Source organism: Exiguobacterium sp. PFWT01 (genome assembly GCF_018255795.1).
Lineage (GTDB): Bacteria > Bacillota > Bacilli > Exiguobacteriales > Exiguobacteriaceae > Exiguobacterium.
The window spans coordinates 491827-510897 of the sequence record NZ_CP073755.1 but is presented as its reverse complement, the minus strand read 5'-3'; the positions used below and the strand labels follow the sequence as shown (position 1 = coordinate 510897).

Annotated in this window: 15 protein-coding genes and 1 riboswitch; of the genes, 5 read left to right on the top strand and 10 right to left on the bottom strand. The window is 50.3% G+C overall.

Annotated features, from left to right (window positions below; genetic code table 11):
- Positions 1-36: 36 nt before the first annotated feature.
- Positions 37-921, top strand: a complete 885-nt coding sequence (gene gnd / locus KD909_RS02790) for a phosphogluconate dehydrogenase (NAD(+)-dependent, decarboxylating) (protein ID WP_249199062.1) — start codon at positions 37-39, stop codon at positions 919-921.
- Between the two features lie 39 nt (positions 922-960).
- Here the strand turns inward: gnd (KD909_RS02790) and KD909_RS02785 are convergent, their stop codons facing one another.
- From KD909_RS02785 to KD909_RS02755, 7 genes are all read right to left on the bottom strand, one after another.
- Positions 961-1575 carry a flavodoxin family protein gene (locus KD909_RS02785; RefSeq protein ID WP_211782303.1) on the bottom strand — a complete coding sequence of 205 codons (615 nt, stop codon included), beginning with the start codon at positions 1573-1575 and terminating at the stop codon, positions 961-963.
- 107 nt (positions 1576-1682) lie between these two features.
- Positions 1683-2699 (bottom strand): UDP-glucose 4-epimerase GalE, encoded by a 1017-nt coding sequence (gene galE / locus KD909_RS02780; protein ID WP_211782302.1) that lies wholly within the window; start codon positions 2697-2699, stop codon positions 1683-1685.
- 41 nt (positions 2700-2740) lie between these two features.
- The gene (gene pelG / locus KD909_RS02775; RefSeq protein ID WP_211782301.1) at positions 2741-4201 is read right to left on the bottom strand and encodes an exopolysaccharide Pel transporter PelG; all 1461 of its coding nucleotides are present in this window, start codon (positions 4199-4201) and stop codon (positions 2741-2743) included.
- Positions 4182-5600, bottom strand: coding sequence for a GT4 family glycosyltransferase PelF (pelF, locus tag KD909_RS02770; RefSeq protein ID WP_211782300.1), 1419 nt, complete (start codon positions 5598-5600; stop codon positions 4182-4184). The genes pelG and pelF overlap by 20 nt, the downstream gene beginning before the upstream one ends.
- On the bottom strand, positions 5597-7438 hold the full coding sequence (locus KD909_RS02765; RefSeq protein WP_211782299.1) for a DUF2194 domain-containing protein: 1842 nt from the start codon (positions 7436-7438) through the stop codon (positions 5597-5599). The genes pelF and KD909_RS02765 overlap by 4 nt, the downstream gene beginning before the upstream one ends.
- Positions 7435-8349: a hypothetical protein gene (locus KD909_RS02760; RefSeq protein WP_211782298.1), complete on the bottom strand. Its 915-nt coding sequence runs from the start codon at positions 8347-8349 to the stop codon at positions 7435-7437. The genes KD909_RS02765 and KD909_RS02760 overlap by 4 nt, the downstream gene beginning before the upstream one ends.
- Positions 8346-9572 carry a nucleotidyl cyclase domain-containing protein gene (locus KD909_RS02755; RefSeq protein ID WP_012727260.1) on the bottom strand — a complete coding sequence of 409 codons (1227 nt, stop codon included), beginning with the start codon at positions 9570-9572 and terminating at the stop codon, positions 8346-8348. The genes KD909_RS02760 and KD909_RS02755 overlap by 4 nt, the downstream gene beginning before the upstream one ends.
- A gap of 69 nt (positions 9573-9641) precedes the next feature.
- Positions 9642-9728: riboswitch (cyclic di-GMP riboswitch) on the top strand.
- 40 nt (positions 9729-9768) lie between these two features.
- Here KD909_RS02755 and KD909_RS02750 point away from each other — a divergent pair.
- Entirely contained in the window at positions 9769-10626 is an 858-nt protein-coding gene (locus tag KD909_RS02750) for a glycoside hydrolase family 191 protein (protein ID WP_211782297.1), read from the top strand.
- A 124-nt stretch (positions 10627-10750) separates the two neighbouring features.
- Here the strand turns inward: KD909_RS02750 and KD909_RS02745 are convergent, their stop codons facing one another.
- From KD909_RS02745 to KD909_RS02735, 3 genes are all read right to left on the bottom strand, one after another.
- Positions 10751-12307 carry an FMN-binding glutamate synthase family protein gene (locus KD909_RS02745; RefSeq protein ID WP_211782851.1) on the bottom strand — a complete coding sequence of 519 codons (1557 nt, stop codon included), beginning with the start codon at positions 12305-12307 and terminating at the stop codon, positions 10751-10753.
- Between the two features lie 78 nt (positions 12308-12385).
- Complete coding sequence (locus KD909_RS02740; RefSeq protein WP_211782296.1) at positions 12386-12772, bottom strand: hypothetical protein; 387 nt, start codon at positions 12770-12772, stop codon at positions 12386-12388.
- A gap of 83 nt (positions 12773-12855) precedes the next feature.
- On the bottom strand, positions 12856-13704 hold the full coding sequence (locus KD909_RS02735) for a MurR/RpiR family transcriptional regulator (protein ID WP_211782295.1): 849 nt from the start codon (positions 13702-13704) through the stop codon (positions 12856-12858).
- A 109-nt stretch (positions 13705-13813) separates the two neighbouring features.
- Here KD909_RS02735 and KD909_RS02730 point away from each other — a divergent pair, with 109 nt between their 5' ends.
- The 3 genes from KD909_RS02730 to gnd (KD909_RS02720) all read left to right on the top strand — a co-directional run bounded on the left by KD909_RS02730 (position 13814) and on the right by gnd (KD909_RS02720) (position 19050).
- On the top strand, positions 13814-16321 hold the full coding sequence (locus KD909_RS02730; RefSeq protein WP_256440634.1) for a bifunctional diguanylate cyclase/phosphodiesterase: 2508 nt from the start codon (positions 13814-13816) through the stop codon (positions 16319-16321).
- 371 nt (positions 16322-16692) lie between these two features.
- Positions 16693-17898: an MFS transporter gene (locus KD909_RS02725; protein WP_012727266.1), complete on the top strand. Its 1206-nt coding sequence runs from the start codon at positions 16693-16695 to the stop codon at positions 17896-17898.
- Between the two features lie 270 nt (positions 17899-18168).
- The gene (gene gnd / locus KD909_RS02720) at positions 18169-19050 is read left to right on the top strand and encodes a phosphogluconate dehydrogenase (NAD(+)-dependent, decarboxylating) (protein ID WP_211782294.1); all 882 of its coding nucleotides are present in this window, start codon (positions 18169-18171) and stop codon (positions 19048-19050) included.
- Positions 19051-19071: the final 21 nt, after the last annotated feature.

Here is a 19071-nt window from a genome sequence, read left to right as displayed (position 1 = left end):
TATAGAGGACTAAATCTTATAAATGGGGTGGAACGAATGGAAATCGGTATGATTGGACTTGGTAAAATGGGCCTCAATTTGGCTCTAAATTTGACAGACAATGGGCATCGTGTCGTCGGGTATGACCCGGGAAACGTATCGACGAGTCAATTTGAGACGAAAGCCTCTTTGCAGGAGGTCGTTTCCACGCTTCAGGCCCCTCGCGTCGTCTGGGTGATGGTGCCGGCGGGTGACGTGACCGAGCACGTCTTGAACGACTTGCACCATCTTCTCTCCCCAGGTGACATCGTCATCGATGGAGGAAACTCGAACTACAAGGAGTCAATGCGACGTTCCGAGCACTTTAAAGAAAAACTGATCTATTTCTTCGATGTCGGGACGAGTGGTGGGATGGAAGGTGCCCGTCACGGAGCGTGTACGATGATTGGAGGCGACTTGGAGGCGTTCGGAAAAATCGAGCAGCTCTTCCAAGACGTCTCAATCGACCACGGTTATCTATATGCGGGACCGAGTGGAAGTGGTCACTTTTTGAAGATGGTGCATAATGGAATTGAGTATGGGATGATGCAGGCGATCGCAGAAGGGTTCGAAGTGCTCGAGAAGAGTCCGTTCGACTATGACTATGAAGATGTCGCGCGCGTATGGAACCACGGCTCGGTCATTCGCTCTTGGCTCATGGAACTGACGGAGAGCGCCTTCTCGAAAGACGCGAAACTCGATGACATCCGTGGGGTCATGCATGCGTCCGGTGAAGGCAAGTGGACGGTCGAGACGGCACTCGAGTACGACGTCCCGACGCCTGTCATCGCACTCTCCCTCATGATGCGTCAACGCTCGCTTCAAGACGATACGTTCTCGGGTAAAGTCGTCGCGGCCTTACGGAACGAGTTCGGTGGGCATGCGGTGGAGAAGAAAGAGTAAATCATCAAGGTCTCGACCAACATCGGTCGAGACCTTGATTCATTCCATCGTATTCCCTTCTGCCGGAATGGGATGGTTTTTAAGCATTCTCGCGAAATGGACGAGGTTATATGCCATCGTCTTGCCATGAGATTTTGTAAATTCATTTTCTCGTCCAGCATCGAGGTACGAGTCACCCGGTCCCGCTTCTCCGACCCAATACGTGTCGACGTTCGGCGGCACGGTGAAACCGATGTGGGACAATCCATATAGAATCGAAGCACAGGCGTGTTTCGCCCCGTCTTCATTCCCCGTGACGACGACTCCACCGACCTTGTTGTAGTAAATCGCCTGTCCCGATTTATTCGTCAGTCCGCTACCACCGTATAGACGTTCAATCACTTGGGTGGCGACGCTACTCTTCTCCCCGAGCCAGAGTGGTGTCCCGATCACGACAATGTTCGCGGCCTTCACTTTTTCAAAAATCTGTGGCCATTCGTCCCCATCCCCTTCATCTTCCGTCACACCGAACGCGACGTTGTAATCGACGATTCGAACGATCTCAGATTCAACATCGAGCGCATCGAAGTGCGGGATGATGTCACGAATCAATCCTTCCGTATGCGACGTCGTGTCGCCACCTTTTAACGTACAGTTCAAGAACAAGGTTTTCATCCGATCCCTCCTAAGTAAAATGATGTTCCATTAGATGTTCCCGTTCACCATCCTTTCTAATACAAAAAGAGACGGTCATCGTGTGATGACCGCCTACTTCATAGGATTTATTCACTGTACCCTTTCGGATTATTCGATTGCCAACGCCAAGCGTCCCGACACATCGCTTCAATGTCATGTCGCACTTCCCAGCCAAGAATGGCCTTCGACTTTTGCGGGTCGGCAAATATCGCCGCGACGTCTCCGTCTCGTTTATCCGTGATTTGATAAGGAATCGTCTGTCCGCTCTCCTGTTGGAACGTTTGAAGCAAATCAAGGACGCTGTATCCTTTCCCGGTCCCGAGGTTGAACGCCTCCACCCCTTCATATTTCCCCACATACTCCAACGCCTTCAAATGACCAAGCGCCAAATCTACGACATGGATATAGTCGCGCACGCCTGTCCCGTCATGCGTCGGATAGTCATCCCCGAACACTTGAAGTTCTTTCAGACGTCCGGCCGCGACTTGTGTGATGTATGGCATCAAGTTGTTTGGGACATCGAACGGATCTTCGCCGATCGTCCCGGAGTCGTGCGCGCCAATCGGATTGAAATAGCGAAGAATCGCAATCGACCAAGAAGAATCAGCTGTATAAAGGTCGCGCAATATCTCTTCGATCATCAGTTTCGTTCGTCCATATGGATTGGTCGCACTGAGCGGGAACGATTCATCGACCGGAGATGTGGTCGGGATTCCGTAAACGGTCGCCGATGAACTGAAGACGATACGTTTTATCCCAAATTGATTCATCATCCGTAACAAGACGAGCGTCCCAGCCACGTTGTTGTCATAGTAGTGAAGTGGTTGGCTGACGGATTCGCCGACTGCCTTTAGACCCGCGAAGTGAACGACCGCATGAATCGAGTGCGTGGAGAAGATTTCATCAAGCAATTCTTGATCTCGAATGTCGCCCACGTATAAGGTGACCGTCTTCCCCGTCAGAATCTCGATTCGCTGGATTGCCTCTTGTCGGCTGTTGGACAGGTTATCCAAAATAATGACCTCGTATCCTGCCTCAAGTAATTGAACAGTCGTGTGTGTCCCGATATACCCCGCGCCACCCGTCACAAAAATTGTTTTCATGTGCTTCACCCCATTTTCTAAAAGTCCATCTGCAGCGATTGTTAAGCCGAGCGGTCATTGAGCCAGTCCCCGACACGACGGAACGTATCCGTCCGTGGAGGTGTTTCGCTTCGGCTAAACGTATGATAATCAATTTCGGACACATATCGAATCAAGCGAATGAGCGAGAAGGCGAACGCAATGGTGCAACCAATTGCAAAACTAAGACCGTAACTGTCAGGACCGAGCGGTAACAAGAAGAACGTCAACCCGGCATTCATTGTGATGAAGAGGGCCGATGTATAGGCCGCCCCCCGATGATCCTCGAAGTAAAGCAACACGAGCGTGAGGACGAGCACCATGGCGTTTGAAAAAGCACCGATCGTCGTCATCTGAAAGACGTCCCGAATCTCAGGCGACAGACCGAGGAGCGGGAACAAGACGGCCGCAAACAGGATAAAGAGGAGTGACACGAGCCCCTGATTTCGGAACAGTCGTTGCAGCTCTTGTCGCAAGACGAGGAGCATCGCTGCCTTCGACCGTTGAATCTGTTGATACGTCCCACCCTCGTTCACGTATCCATAAAACACACGATACCGCTCATAAAAACGCGTCTCAACGGACACGACGAAAATCGTCATCGTCGGAATGATCGTCAAATAAGAGAGGAAGATGGCTGTGTCATAGATCGGATGATAGCGGAACGTGTCGAGATGGACACTTCCTCCTTCTGCAAACCAGATGATCCATGTGCCGACCCAGATGCCGATGTTATAGAGGAAACTGGTCCAAAAGAGTGCCGGATAGCGGTCAAAATAACGGTAGAACGAGAATTGACCGACCGTACTCCGGTTCGGGAACGTAAGGAGCATCGATGTGAACAAGCCGAACAACGTCACGACGAGACCGAGTGTCATACTCGCCGTCAACGCGAAACTCTTCATGTAAGACTCCGTCAAATATTGCATCAAGAACTGGTCCGTGATGATGACCGCGGCGACCGAGACGATGCCACCGGCCACAAAACTATAAGCGACCGCCTGATAAAACTTGGCCGCACTGAGGAACAAGAAGTGTACCCAAATGAGGTTGACCGTCATGAATAGGACGAATGCCAACGCGTTCAATAAAGCAGGAAGTTCAGAGAACGTAAGGAAGATGGCGAACAACAACGACGCGATGGCGACCGTCGTCTTCATCATCCCGATGAATGCCGGGAAGATGTCTTCATATCGTTTCTCATAAAAACAATCCGCCAAATATCTTGTGACGACGAGTTGCTGCACGCCGAGAACGACTTGTGAAAAAATAAAACTGTAAGAGACGATCAAATTGAACGTCGTGCGCTCCTCGAGTGTGGCGATGGACAGATAGCTCGTCAGCCACTGCATGAGGGCAATCGTGACGATGACGATCAGCCATGGTCCGGATGTGACGAGCCCGGCAAATGCGTATGCTTTGATCCGCGAGGAGAAGTAGTCTTCTTGAAACAACTGTTGTAACTTAAACCCGATGCCCGCCATATACCGCTCTCCTCTCTTCATATAAGTGTAGATATGCATCGATGAATTGGTCGGTGCGATAATACGTTTCGACTCGCTGTTGCCCGTTTCGTCCGAGTCGGCGCGCATCCTCACGATGTTGATGGAACCAGACGCAACGCTCTGCGATTCGCCGTGGATTGACCGGCGGGACGACGAATCCGGCCGGACCGAACGGTTCATCCGGTCGCCCGTTCACGAGTTCCGCACAGGCCCCGACGTCCGTCACAATCCACGGGACGCCGGCGGCCATCCCTTCTAGTACGGCGAGGGGTTGCCCTTCAGAAATACTCGTCAACAGACACACATCGAATTCGGGAAGGTGTTGTCGAATATCGACTTTTCCGACCATCAAGACGGACCGTTCGAGCTCGAGTTGCCGGATGAGCATCTCACACTCCGCCGCATACTCCTTATCCTCATCAAGCGGTCCCATAATGGTCAGTTCGAACGGGACGAGCATATCTTGTAGCAGTTTCGCCGCATAGATCATCGTTTTAATGTCCTTGATCGGAACGATGCGAACGATGGCACCGATTCGTAGTTTATCCGCTCCCGGCACATGCCCGAGGGCAGATAAGCCCGTCACGTCAATCCCATTCGGAATGATGCTCAATTTTTCAACAGGTGCCCCGAGCTGACGTTGCAACTCGCCGTTTCGTTCAAAGAGTGTGATGACGTCATCTGCCTTCCGGTACGCTTCCCGGGAAATATGGTGGAAGAACTGGATCCAATGGGAGCGAAACTCAGCCGGGATCCAAGATGCCTGTAACAGTTCTTCTTCCCGCTCACGGGAATAGATGCCGTGTTCGGTTAACAGAAACGGAATGTTCTGTCGTTCTTTCATCGCACTCGCAATGAGGCCTGCATATCCGGTCGAGGCCGCGTGCACGAGGTCGACTTGAGGTAATTCGGCTTGAAGCAAATCAAGGACAGGGGCATACATACTGCGCCACATCCAAAAATAATCGATGAACGAACCGGCTTGTCCTTCTTCCTGATAGCTCTCCGTGACGAGCTGATAGAAGAGACGACTCGAGAAGAACTGTTCCGGTGTCCCGATTTGATTTTCAAGAATCGGATAGATGGACGAATCGACTTGACCGAATGTCATCCACGTCTTGATTCGCTCCCGTTCCGACTCCGATAACGCTTCCGGTCGACGTTTCCGTGTCGCCCGTTGATTGAGGGCGAGCGTGGTGACGCCTGTGACGTTCTTCGGTAACGTGTAACGGTAATCGGCTTCTGACTTCGGGTTCGGCATGATCGAGATAATCTCAAACTCATGCATCGGCATCTGTTCCATCAGCATGTGAACCCAGCTCGATACGCCGCCGCTCACATATGGATAACTCCCTTCGACAACAATTCCTATTTTCATGGACGATCCTCCAATATCGGGAGACGAACGGATGTGTCTCTCAATTCAACTTGATACAATGTACCGTTTTCATCAAACGGCTGGACTTCCCCAAAATCAAATGTCCCTGTATCGAGACGTTTCCCGGGTTGGACACGGACGAGTAACGTTGACGGGACAGGCAGTTGTTGGGCATTGATATCGATGGCATCATTCGTGTAAGCCACATCGATTTGCGCATCTTGATATAACTTGTATTTCCGATACGCATCATATTGACTTAATCCCTCGAGATGTGGATATTTGGCGTAGAGTGTCTGGAATAGTCCTTCAAACGATTCTTTCATCATCTCCCACCCTTTCCCTTTCGAGCGATAGTCATCTAACACGTCATCCGGGTGAATGAAGTGAGAAACGAGCCCGAAGTTGGCGACGGCGTCAATGACGACAAATAGGTCATCCGGTGTCTCGTTGTATCCGCTCGACACGCGAGGGAAATCGTACAAGTTCGGGTAGACCGGGTCGGGCCCGAACTCTTGAATGTAACTTCCTTTCGTCGCATCTCCGCTGTAGAGTCCTGCGACAATCAACCCTTTCGGAAACTTCTCGTTCAACACTTCGAGTCCGGATTGACCGATGATGTTTGATGGTGGCACGTAGCTCCGAATTCGCTCATTCGGCAAGTAGTAGTCGAACGCCTCGACGACACGATCGATGGCCGAACGCATGGCGTCTTGGTCTTTCCATCTCGTATAGCCGAGTTCAGGGTCCATGGTTTCATCTCCCATGACGAGTGGTTGGTGGTTGAATCCGTGTAGCCCGACCTCCCCATTCGTTTGAAGTAAGCCGCGTCCGTATTCAAGCATCGGTGCTCGAATTTTTTCAATGAGTTGTTCCGTCGTTTCCTCATTCGTCGCTTTATAACTCCCGATAATGAAACCGGTATAGGTGACGTCATAGTCAGAACCGATTTGCTTCATGTCTTTCCACCAAACCTCCGAGAAGAACTCTTTGATGGACAAATCATATTCTTTCGTGATGACCGGATTCGAATAATTCGGCACCGGTGCCGGGAAGTCGTCGAGGTGAACGACCTTGATGCCGGCTTGCGGCATGACGAACGCCGGGAACAGCATCGATAGCGTCTGCACCATCAAGCCTCGTGAGTTCTTATCCGTCAACGACGTCGTATTCCAAAACATCACTTCTCCTTTCCCATAAGGAGATTGCCATAGAATCGGTTCGTTCTTGGCAGAAATGAGGACGTCCGCTTCCTCTTTCAGTTCGACGTCAGCGATGCTGTGGACGAACAACCCTGAGTCTTGAGGCAAGTCGACGTACCCAGGGAAAATTTCTTGTTCAAAAATCAACCCGTTAATTCCATCTTTAAAGTCCCCGAAATCACTTACGCCGACCAGGTCCGCCCAGTCTTGATCGATGAATCGTCCGGCAACATAGAGACGTCCACCTTTTTCAACGAACGACCGAATCGCCTCGTACGGCCATGATTTCGTATTTTCCCCACTGACGACGAGAACGTGTCGTGGAGAAGGCTCAATCGATGCGATTGCCTCTGCCTCGATTGAGGTATAAGGCAATTTGGCATAGTCGAGCGCGTATTTAAAGTTATTCAAAACAGCTGTCGACAAATCGTCGTCGTTCTGATGGATGTAGATTTGAACCGGATCTCCCTCCACCGCTCTCACCTCACCCGCGAGTGTCGTAAAGGATTTCGGCTCATGCGCTTCTTTTGGGATGAGCCGATGACCGTAGTCAAGCCGTAAAAACTGGACGACGACAATCATCGCGATGAGTAAAGAGAACAGAGACGCGAGATACGTCGTAATCGATTTATTCATGTATGGGCACCTTCTAACTGTTGAATGACAAAGCGATAGTCCTCTGGAATGTCTTGCAAATCGAGATGTTGATGCAGGCGGTCGAGCGTCGGGCGCAGGGACGCCCAATCGCCGTTCGTCATATGATGTTCAATCAACATGACATATCCATCGGGTACTTCAGGATGATAGAGTGTGAGCGCCTCAGCCAATCGTTCTCCCGTTTCCAAGTCACCCGACCGAAACGACAGGCGAGCTTTCGTGCGTAAGTATGTCTCATCTGTTTCGTCATACTCACTCAGTTGATCGAGGTGAAACAAAATCCGTTGCTGAATACGCATTTGCATATCCTGGTCCAAGAGACCACTATCTAAGAACGAGATTCCGGTCTCGATTACAGGATAAATCGTCTCCGGTCGTTCTGGATTCACTTGTGCGATTCGCTGTTTTAACATCAAATCGTATCGGTCGAACAACGTGTTTCGGACGGTCGCCGCATAATGGACCGTTTCCGTATCTTCATGTTCAAGACCTAGGTGCAAATACTCTTCTGTATTCATGAGCGGTGTCGACATGAGCTGTGTGATCGATTGTTTCCGCTTGTTCCCGTCCATCTGTAGGGCTTCCGTCAATGGGACGAGGTCTAAATCTTCTTTCGCCTGCTGCTGCAAGCGCTCCAAGTTGAGCGTGTCAAAGTTGATGTACTCATCGTAGTCGAGAAGCGTCTTCGACGAAGCGAAGCGACGGGCAATCGCATACCCCATCAAACCGAACAGTTCCCCGACAATCGGGATGACGGCACTGACGAGAAAAATCGAGAGCCAAACTCCCTTTTCCGTCGCATCGACTTTCGGTCGTACGATCAGTCGATACAAGACGAAGAGGACCGCCGCATGCAGTAGGAAGAAGAGTAAAATCATCCATCCGGTCATAGGCGTTTCCCACCTTTCACATAGAAGACATGTTCAATCCGTTCCTTGAATCGTTCGGCCGATTCGACCGGTGTTCCAGGGAGAAGGAAATGAAGGATGCGGTCTTCTTCGTCATATCCGATGACGTCGATTTCACGCATCGACTGTCTTAAAATCAATTCCATCTCAATCAATGACAAGTCCACGCCCTCTATAGGTAACGTGACCGTACTGTACGGTTGACCGTATTGTTCATGGCGCTGCACTTGTTGGGCCACTTTTTGTTCGAACGCTTCCATCCGGAACATGTGTGTCCCGTCGACGAGCTGGTCGCTGACGAGCATCCATTCAAGCGCATCCGCTTTTTCGATACGCGTTCCCGTCCAATCCAAGACGAGTTTCATCATATTCATCTCATGGCTACGTAAACGTAGAATATCGATTTCATGGACGACCAACACTTCCTTCACCGTGCCTTCATAACAAATCGGCGCGACGAGAAGCGGTCCATCTAACTCATCTGCCAAACGAATCGTCGGTTTTTTGGATTGGAACATCCGTGCGAAAATCCCTTGTTCCGAATCGATAAAGAGCGTCTGCGGCAAACGCTCCACTTCTCCTGAACGAACGTGGAGACGAAGCGTGCGCCGTGAGGCATCCACATGATATAAAGCGAGTTGACGAGCACGGAAGACACGCGTGAACGTTCCAATCAAATGGTCACGCACCAAGTCGGTCGCATCTTGATCGAGTTTTAGTCCAATCTCATAAATCTTTGAGAGCGTATAGGTCGAGTCAAGGACCCGTTTGCGCATCTCTCCTTGTGATTCTTGGAGCTGTTGAATCGTCTGTTTCAACTGTTCGTTCTCATCGACCACTTCTTCTTGACGAATGTGGAGCGACTGATAACGCTCCCGATAAGACGTGCTGAAGACACCCGCACTGAGCGCGACGAAGAAGTGTAGCAAAATCCAAGCCAGTTCATTCGTATCGTAAAGGAATAAGAGCAAGTCTGAGCCTTCCATCAAAAGGAATGAAAAATGATAGAGACTCGTCAACGCAAAGCTGACGAAGGCACCTAGCAAACCATACCGTAAAGAAAACAGGAGAATATAAAAAATTAATGGGTCAATCGCCCAATCCGACAAAGAAAGACTAAATGTATAGTCCAAAATGCCGATAAGTAAAATAGTCACAATCATTTCAATCCATTTGATGGATGTGCGATGTTGGGTATAAATCATAGTGTCACTCATTCCTTTACGTGGTATTTTAGTAGTAGGACTTTCAATGGATTGTCGACAAAAATTTCATATCGAGACGGGCAAACTTACTGAAAAGTAAGGGCGCAAAGACATGGGTCGTCGATCTTTTTAGATACCGATCGCCAGTCTGCAATAGCCGCAGCCGCTCTCTGATAACTATCAGGAGGGTTTTTTTATGGGTATTTTCTCAGCCAAACGAATCGTGACCATCTGTTGTGCATTTCTCGTAGGATTGGCTCTTTTGACGCCGCAACAAGCGGTCGCCAAAGCGAGCAATCCGCTCGCAAACGTCGAATCGTACAAGATTTATTACGACATGCCGACAAAGACCAAAATCAAAAAGATGCAACAGTATGACCTTGTCATCATCGAGCCTGTTTATTATACAGCAGCGCAAATCAAAGAGTTACAGAAATATGGGACAAAAGTGTACGGCTACATCAACACGATGGAAGCGGACAATTGGAACGTCGATTTCATCAGTCAGATGAACGAGTCGGACTTCTTCCATCGCAACGGACAACGTGTTCATTATGTGGAATGGGATTCTTATTTAGTCGATATGACGTCAACTCACTATCGTGAATTGTTGACGCGTGAAGTGGAGAAACAAATCGTCGCCAAAGGATTGGATGGCGCGTTCTTGGATACCGTCGGCAACATCGATAACGAGCATTCGGAACAACCGACCATTTTAAAAGCGCAACGTGACGGGATGAGTCAGTTCATGAAAACGATCAAATCCAATCACCCTTCCCTTTCTCTCATTCAAAACTGGGGATTTGCGACATTGAAGACATATACGTATCCATATGTGGATGGCGTGATGTGGGAAAGCTTCAACTACACGACCGTAGCGAAAGATCAATGGTCAAAAGACCGCATCCAAGAGTTGCGTGACCTTGATACACGATACGGGATCAAAGCGTTGACCGTGTCTTCGAAACAACGTCCAAAGAGCGCGGCGTATGCTGAAAAAAATGGGTTCATCCATTTCCATTCAAACGCTTCGTTAGATTATAATAAATTCTGACTTTCATTTACATGATTGTACAAGTATCTGGTAGTTTCTACAATGAAAATGCTAAAAAAACATCCCACGTGTTTGCCTTCTTTATCGGCAGATTCGTGGGATGTTTTGATAGATTCCCTTCATTCTAGTGAGATAAATCATAGCCGCTTCGGACACGGCCGTCCGGTTCCTGATATACCACATGCTCTTGTGAAAGTTCCGTCGGCGATCGAACGCCTGCCGCAGCCGCCATATTGTATAGCCCTTCCCGAAGCGAGATGATATAGTTCGTCACCCGATAGCTCTTTTCGTCGACAACGAGAGCACGCTGCAGTTTCGCATCGGTCGTTGCGACACCGACCGGACAGCGATTCGTGTGGCAAACCTGTGCCTGGATGCAACCGACGTTGAACATGAGTCCGCGAGCGATATTGACGAGGTCTGCGCCGAGCGCGAGGGCGATGGCGACTTTATCCGCCGTGATGAGTTTCCCAGAGGCGAACAGTTTGACTCGGTCGCGCAACCCATGCTCGATCAAGAGGCGATGCACGTAAGGGAGCGCCGCCTTCAGCGGTAAACCGACTGTATCCGCAAGCTCTTGATACGTCGCACCCGTACCCCCTTCACTCCCGTCGATGGTGATGAAGTCAGGTACAATTTGAGATCTCGCCATCTCTCGGACGAGCGAGTCGATGTCTTGCAACTTCCCGACTACAAGCTTGATGCCGACCGGCTTCCCACCGATTTCACGTAATCTCTCAATAAACGCCAACAATTCCGTATGGGTGTGAAATTCAGAGAAGCGGTTCGGGCTGTCAATCGTTTCCCCGACTCGTACGTGACGGATTCGGGCAATCTCCTCGGTCACTTTTGATCCATCGATATGACCTCCGCGCGTCTTCGCTCCCTGCGCGAGTTTCAATTCGAACGCCTTCACTTGCGGGAGGGCGCTTTTTTGTTTGAACGCCTCTACCGAGAAAGAACCATCCTCATTTCGGACACCGAAAAGTGCCGGTCCAATCTGACAGATGATGTCGACGTTTCCCTTTAGATGATAATCGGACAAGCCGCCTTCTCCCGTGTTCATCCATGTGCCACCCGCACGCCCGAGCCCAATCGAGAGCGCTGTGATCGCCCTGTCTCCGAGCGACCCGAAACTCATGGCCGACTGGCCGACAAGTCCTCGGACATGGAACGGTTCCCGACAGGTCTGTTCGCCTATGATGACGGTATCTTCTTCTTTTAAAAGATATGGCGAGATGTCTCGTTCGAGGAGATGTTCTTTTCGGGTGAACAGATTGTCTTCATCGAGTTCATACACCCACGTCGATACCGTTGTTGACTGATCAACGCGTAGCTCGTTTCGGTTCGTCGGGTAGAGGGCGTTCTGAAGATAAAATCCACCTGCCTCAAAGTCTCGCTCCGACCCGAATCCGATGATGCGCGACTTATACTTCCCTGCGATGACGGCCGACTCATAATCATTCCGTGAGAACGGCTTCGCCTCATTGTCATTCAGGAACAAGTATTGCCGAAGTTCGGGTCCCATCTTCTCAAAAATATAGCGCAACTTTCCGAGAATCGGGAAGTTCCGGAGGACGGAGTGTTCGCGTTGGTTCCGGTCACGCCGCCACAGATAAAAAATCAAGAGCGGTGGCGTGATCATGATGAGCAACATGAGCAGCAGTAAAATGGTTAACATCGATGTGGTGAGTGACACGGAATTCCCTCCTCTATGGCTCGACGAAAAACACCCTGTTTCCAACAAAACAGGGTGTCATCAGTCGTTCGGGATCGTGACCCCGTCAAATTGTTCATTGCGGCATAGCGTGATTGCTTGCATCGCCAACTTATAGTCTTCTTCCGGCAAGGCAATCAACTCGGTCGGAAGGACCCATTCTTTTGAGTTATACAGATGGATGACGAGCTTGGCGAGCACAAATTCTCGTTTATCGAACGTATTGTCATCGATGATGGTCGAGGTCCGAATCTTCCCTGCCTCTAAATCCATATAAGGAAGCAACCGTTCACGAACATGGGTGTTTCCCGCAATCACATACAGCGCGGCGAAATATTCTCGACCGGTACTGCCCGGATCCGTGAGCCGTTGTGCCAACCGTTTGAACTCGTTGTAGTGGTCGGAAGATAAAAAATCAATATGGTTCATCGGTCCACCTTCTCTCTCTAAGCCTCGCTTTGCTCTCAGGGTTTATAATTTCCACCTTTTTGTAGAAACTAACCCTATTTCGCTTAGATTCGGCGCATCGAAATCGCCTCACGTATCTGTTGAAGCGACGCCCGGGCCGCCTCGCCTCGACGCATCATGACAGCCGTGAACAACGCATCGATCAGACTGAGTTCGGCGATGCGGGAAGCGAGCGCCTCTGAACGGAACGCCGTTTCTTGGGACACGGTGTAGAGCGACACGTCCGCGATTTTTGAGAGAGGCGACTTCGCATAGTTCGTGATGGCAATCATCGGCACACCCTTCTCTTTTAAGAGTTTGGCGATATCGAGTGTCTCTTTCGAGGCACCGGAATGCGAGATGACGACGGCGACGTCTGCGGTCGTCAGCTGTGAGGCTGACATGAGCTGCATATGCGACTCGAGCATCGCGCTCACCTGAAGACCACTCCGCACAAACTTATGGTACGCATCGAGTGCGACGACGGCCGACCCGCCGCTCCCGAAAAATTCGATGCGGCGCGCCCCAAGAAACAGCTCCACCGTTTTCTCAAGAGAGGCACCCTCTAAAATCTGACGGGTCGACTCAATCGTCTTCCCGTTCGTCGAAAAAATTTTCTCTGCGATTTCGAGTGCCGTATCCGTCTCGGTAATATCTTCATGAATATCTTGAAGCGGCGCGACGACATCTGAAGCGAGTGCAATTTTTAACGCCTGATAGCCTTTAAATCCGACACGCTGACAAAAACGGAATACAGTGGATTCCGCGACATCGAGGTCATCTGCCACCTGATTGATGGTATGATGAATGATTTGTTCTGGCTGCTTTAAAATGTAGTCGGCAATGCGTTGTTCTTTTTTACTCAGTGTCGAATAGGCACCACGGATGCGGGCCGTCCCGTTCATCGTTTCCATCAAGAATCACCCTTTCTCTTCTTCATCTAACGATACCGTTTCGAAAAAAATTCCGCAATGTGTGATTCATGCAAATGATTGACCCACCTTACAAAAGTAGACAAGAACCGTGATTCGTGAGTGTGCTACTCTAATAAAGCACTTTTTCATTCACTCATTGTACCATTTGAAATCGAAAGGACTGTTTCTCATCGAACATCACCTGAGTAGCTCGTATAACTTCCCACTCGTCATTCTTTCCATCGCCGTCGCCATCTTCGCTGCCGGTGTCGCTCTCGATATTAGCAGTCGTTTGAAATATGCGAAGCACGCTTCGCGACTCAGTTGGGTCGCGGCTGGTGCCTTCAGTCTCGGGCTCGGCATTTGGGCCATGCACTTCATCGGCATGTTGGCGTTTCATCTAAACGATGACGTGACGTATCATCTCGGCATCGTCTTATTGTCCATCGTGCCGGCCGTCGTCGCCTCCGGACTTGCCTTTTGGATGATCAGCCATCCGGAGACACGACCCATCCAGCTCGTCTTCGGTGCCTTCTTGATTAGCGTCGGCGTCGTCTCCATGCATTACATCGGGATGGAAGCGATGCAAATGAACGCCATCCTCACATACGACCCCATCATGTGGATTGCATCTGCCATCGTCGCCTTCGTTGCGTCGCTCGTCGGACTATATATTCTCTTTTATATCCCAAACGTCTCGCGATTCCATTGGCGCCGTCTAGCCAGTTCGGTCTTGATTGGGGTTGCCGTTTCTGGCATGCATTATATCGGGATGGGCGCAGCCCGTTTCACCCCGATGGAAGGTGCGGCCAAACCGGTCAGCGACTATGCCGTCGACAGCACCCTACTCGCCTATGTCATCGCGGCGAGCGTCATGACACTATTCATCTTGATGTACATCTCGCTCCGGACGGCATCACAACTCGAGGCACAGTCGGAAGAACTAGAATTAAAATTCGAATCCATCATCGAATCTGCCTCGGATGCCATCATCGTCGCCGATCACAATCGCACCATCCTTCAGTGGAACCAAGGGGCGACCGACTTGTTCGGTTATACGACAGACGAGATGGTCGGACAATCGATTGTCGCCATCATTCCAGAACGTTTCCGCGAGGCACATGAACGTGGGATGCGTCGCTATGAAGCGACAGGTGAAAAACGCGTCATCGGTCAAACGGTCGAACTGATCGGCTTACGGAAGGACGGCGTCGAAGTCCCGATTGAGATGTCGCTCGGCACGTGGAAGACGGACAAGGGAATCTTTTTCAGTAGTATCATCCGTGACATCAGCGAACGGAAACGGATTGAGGCACAAATCAATGACCTCGTGTATTTGGATCCGCTCACCGGTCTCCCAAACCGCCGTCTGTTCAGCGACCGACTCGACGCCCTTCTCGGTCAGTCTCAATCTGAACAGTTTGCCTTGTATTATATCGACTTGGACAACTTTAAAGTCATTAACGACCGGTTCGGCCATTCGATTGGCGACCAGTTCTTAAAACAAGTGACGACCCGTATCCAGTCGACGATTCAAAAAACAGATACACTTGCTCGGCTTGGTGGGGATGAATTCATCATCTTGTCGCCTGATACGAAGAGTAACTTGGCCGCCCATCGCGCACAGGAACTTATCAACGTCCTCCATCCTCCGTTCGAACTCGAGAACGAGGAAGTATTCACAGGGGCCTCGATCGGAATCAGTCTCCATCCGTCCGATGGCGATACGGCCGAAGAATTGATTAAAAATGCTGATATCGCCATGTATCGGGCGAAGGCGGACGGTAAGAACGGGTATCAGTTCTTCACGAACGAATTGAACGAGTCGGTATCCCGTCGTTCCAACTTATCAATGGCACTTCGTAAAGGCATCGGTCGTGGCGAGTTCACCGTCCACTATCAACCACAAATCCAACTGGAGACGGAAATGGTCATTGGTATGGAAGCGCTCGTCCGCTGGAATCATCCAGAGCTCGGGATGATTTCCCCTGGTGAGTTTATTCCGATTGCTGAGGAAACAGGGAGCATCCATCGTCTCGGCGAGTTTGTTTTAAATGAGGCGTGTCGTCAAAACAAGACGTGGCAGGATGCGGGCATCCCCTCGTTCCGGGTCGCCGTCAACATCTCGGCCGTTCAGTTTGCACAAAAAGATTTACCAGAGGTCGTCAGTCGTGCCCTCGCTGCATCCGGTCTTGAGGCGCAATATTTAGAGCTCGAATTGACCGAGAGTGTCATCCAAAGTGCAGACCGGGCCATCGAGACGATGCATGAACTCGTCGCCCTCGGGGTCCATCTTTCCATCGATGATTTCGGAACCGGCTATTCCTCCCTCAGCTATTTGAAGCTGTTCCCGATTGATACGCTCAAGATCGACCAGCACTTCACGAAAAATATCGAGAGCGACGAGAAAGACGCAGCTCTCGTCAAAACGATTATCCGGATGGCGCACGAACTCGATTTGAATGTCATTGCGGAAGGGGTCGAGACCGAGAATCAAGTCGCTTTTCTGAAAGCCGAATCATGTAACCAGGCACAAGGATATTTCTATAATCGTCCTTTGCCGGCCGAAGAGATTGAAGTTTTCTTCCAACAATATAAGAAAGCATCATCAAGTTAATTCGTTCGACCTCCGTGACGGGGGTCGATTTTTTACTAGGATTTTGACGATCGCTGAGTCACACCGAGCAATGCGCACAGGTTACCCGACACCTCTCGATGATTGGAAAATTGTTGCCTGAAAATGACGAACTATTTGAGGGATCTTTCGCCCATAGCTTTAAATCGATGAAGACGACACAATAAAAATGACCTCCGATGATTATATCGGAGGTCATTTTACAAACATACGTTCGTTTTATAGTACAACGCAAACAAGCGCCTATATATTTGCTATTTCTATTTTTAGTCTAGCAAATCCCGCAACATAAGTCTATTCTTTCTCTCCACGACCTCTTACATTAAAGAGAGACTCTTGAAAGGAGCATATCTATGGAATTATACCGTTGGGACCTCAATCTGAAAGTCCGCTTATTCGGCGAAGGCTTATTCAACCTCTTGTTTTGGATGTACTTTCCATTCATCACCGTCTATTTCGCCCGGACGCTCGGTGTCGAGCTAGCCGGACTACTCATGGCCGTGCCACCGTTGTTCCTGCTAGTCGGCAGCTTGATTGGCGGTTCGCTTGCAGATGAGATTGGTCGCCGCCCCGTCATGCTCGCCGGGACGTTCTCACAAGGTTTCCTATTCCTCGTTTTCGCTTTATCAACGAACGCCTATGTCGATTACATCACCTACATCAGCATCGGTTTTATGGGTGCCATCTACAAACCGGCCAGCTCGGCGATGGTCGCCGACCTCGTTCCGACTGAACATTTACGGAATGTATTCGCGACGTTTATGGCTTCGAACAATATCGGTGCTGTTCTCGGTCCGCTTCTTGGTGCGGTCCTCTTTTTCGAGTATCGTCAGGCGCTCCTCCTCGGCTGCGCCCTTGTTCTTTTTTGTTACGGGGGTTTGCTCGCGGTTCTAACCAGTGAGACACGACCGGTCTCGACCGAGAAGACGGTCGCAACGACATTTTTCACCCAAGGGCGGTCGTATGCGACGATTTTGATTGACCCGCTTTTCCGCCTCTATCTGATTGCTGGCGTATTCGCCTTAATCCCAATCATGCAGCTAGACGTGTATTTACCTGTCTATTTGATTGAACAAACTCCGGCCACGTTCAACGTCTCGAATACAGTCTTATTCGGCTGGCTCGTTGCATATAACGGCCTCTTGTTCGTCGTCTTCATCATTCCTGTCACACGTGTGTTTCGGGCGTGGGACGAACGGCGTGTTTTACTATTGTCGACTTTCCTAGGAGGTTTCGGGACGTTTCTCGTCGCCTTCTCATCAAATATCTGGTACTTGCTCATCGTCACGACCATGTTCACGTTCGGGGAGCTGATTCGTTCTCCCGTCAGTCAGAGTTTCGTTAGTCACTATGCACCAATCGAGTCACGTGGACAATACCTCGCGACCGATACGCTCCAAAACACAATCGGCAAGTTCCTCGCACCAGTGACGGTATTTGCATCAGGATTTCTCTCCCCGCTCGCTGTGTTCACACTCATCTTGCTGTCGGCACTCATCGGTATGGGGCTGTATGCGAAGCTATTTGACAGGCTGAACCAAATGAAAGTTTCGTCTTAAGGTTACCGCAATCACTTTGTTACTAATCAACGCCTGTATCGCATTTCGGGAATTTTATTTAATCTCAAAGATTGATCGTTCGTTCTTGTATCTATATAAGAGTGCCTGTCCGTCATAAGAGTGCCTGTCCGTCGTCCCGCCTACGAATTAAGCCGGGACGCTTTTTTTGCATTACTCGAAAAAAAATTCCGTAATCATACTTGTAAATCGAATTTATTTTGATATGATGAACACAGAGACGGAAAAAAATTCTTTTTCAGGGGTGACAATATGGAAATTGGTTTGATTGGTTTAGGTAAGATGGGTTACAACTTGGCACTCAACTTGAGCGACCACGGACACACGGTCGTCGGGACGGACGTCGGGGACGTCACATCGGACGCCTTTACGATTGTGCCGACACTTGAGGAAGTCGTGAGCAAGTTGTCGACGCCACGCATCATCTGGGCGATGGTCCCGGCCGGAGACGTCACGGAAGCGGTGCTCGCCGAATTGTATGAGCGACTCGAACCGGGCGATATCGTGATTGACGGGGGGAACTCGAACTACAAGCTCTCGGTCGCGCGCGCCGAACAGTTCGCCAAGAAAGAGATAAAATTCTTCGACTGCGGAACGAGCGGTGGGACGGACGGGGCGCGGAACGGTGCCTGTACGATGGTCGGGGGTGACGTGGATACGTGGCCGACGATTGAGCCAATCTTTAAAGACCTGTCTGTCGAGAACGGCTACTTGTACACAGGTCCTGCCGGAAGCGGTCACTTCTTGAAGATGATCCATAATGGCATCGAGTATGGGATGATGCAGGCGATTGCCGAAGGATTCGATATCTTGGAGAAGAGCCCGTTCGACTACGACTATGAACAAGTCGCTCGCGTGTGGAATCACGGGTCGGTCGTCCGTTCTTGGCTCATGGAGCTCACAGAGAATGCCTTCAAGAAAGATGCGAAGCTCGATGAGATTCGTGGGGTCATGCATTCATCCGGTGAAGGTAAATGGACGATTGAGACGGCGCTCGACCTTCAAGCCGCGGCACCGGTCATCGCCCTGTCGCTCATGATGCGCTATCGTTCACTCGAAGACGACACGTTCTCAGGAAAAGTCGTCGCCGCGCTCCGCAACGAGTTCGGTGGGCACGCGGTCGTCAAGAAGTAACATCTGTGGAAAAGGTCACGG

What these genes read in the sequence shown, in the direction of transcription:
- pelF (WP_211782300.1), bottom strand. Translation starts at nt 5,600, where the DNA reads ATGAAAATAGGAATTGTTGTCGAAGGGAGTTATCCATATGTGAGCGGC.
- KD909_RS02760 (WP_211782298.1), bottom strand. Translation starts at nt 8,349, where the DNA reads ATGACCGGATGGATGATTTTACTCTTCTTCCTACTGCATGCGGCGGTC.
- KD909_RS02740 (WP_211782296.1), bottom strand. Translation starts at nt 12,772, where the DNA reads ATGAACCATATTGATTTTTTATCTTCCGACCACTACAACGAGTTCAAA.
- KD909_RS02765 (WP_211782299.1), bottom strand. Translation starts at nt 7,438, where the DNA reads ATGAATAAATCGATTACGACGTATCTCGCGTCTCTGTTCTCTTTACTC.
- gnd (WP_249199062.1), top strand. Translation starts at nt 37, where the DNA reads ATGGAAATCGGTATGATTGGACTTGGTAAAATGGGCCTCAATTTGGCT.
- KD909_RS02735 (WP_211782295.1), bottom strand. Translation starts at nt 13,704, where the DNA reads ATGGAAACGATGAACGGGACGGCCCGCATCCGTGGTGCCTATTCGACA.
- KD909_RS02750 (WP_211782297.1), top strand. Translation starts at nt 9,769, where the DNA reads ATGGGTATTTTCTCAGCCAAACGAATCGTGACCATCTGTTGTGCATTT.
- KD909_RS02755 (WP_012727260.1), bottom strand. Translation starts at nt 9,572, where the DNA reads ATGATTTATACCCAACATCGCACATCCATCAAATGGATTGAAATGATT.
- KD909_RS02785 (WP_211782303.1), bottom strand. Translation starts at nt 1,575, where the DNA reads ATGAAAACCTTGTTCTTGAACTGTACGTTAAAAGGTGGCGACACGACG.
- gnd (WP_211782294.1), top strand. Translation starts at nt 18,169, where the DNA reads ATGGAAATTGGTTTGATTGGTTTAGGTAAGATGGGTTACAACTTGGCA.
- KD909_RS02725 (WP_012727266.1), top strand. Translation starts at nt 16,693, where the DNA reads ATGGAATTATACCGTTGGGACCTCAATCTGAAAGTCCGCTTATTCGGC.
- pelG (WP_211782301.1), bottom strand. Translation starts at nt 4,201, where the DNA reads ATGGCGGGCATCGGGTTTAAGTTACAACAGTTGTTTCAAGAAGACTAC.
- galE (WP_211782302.1), bottom strand. Translation starts at nt 2,699, where the DNA reads ATGAAAACAATTTTTGTGACGGGTGGCGCGGGGTATATCGGGACACAC.
- KD909_RS02745 (WP_211782851.1), bottom strand. Translation starts at nt 12,307, where the DNA reads ATGTTAACCATTTTACTGCTGCTCATGTTGCTCATCATGATCACGCCA.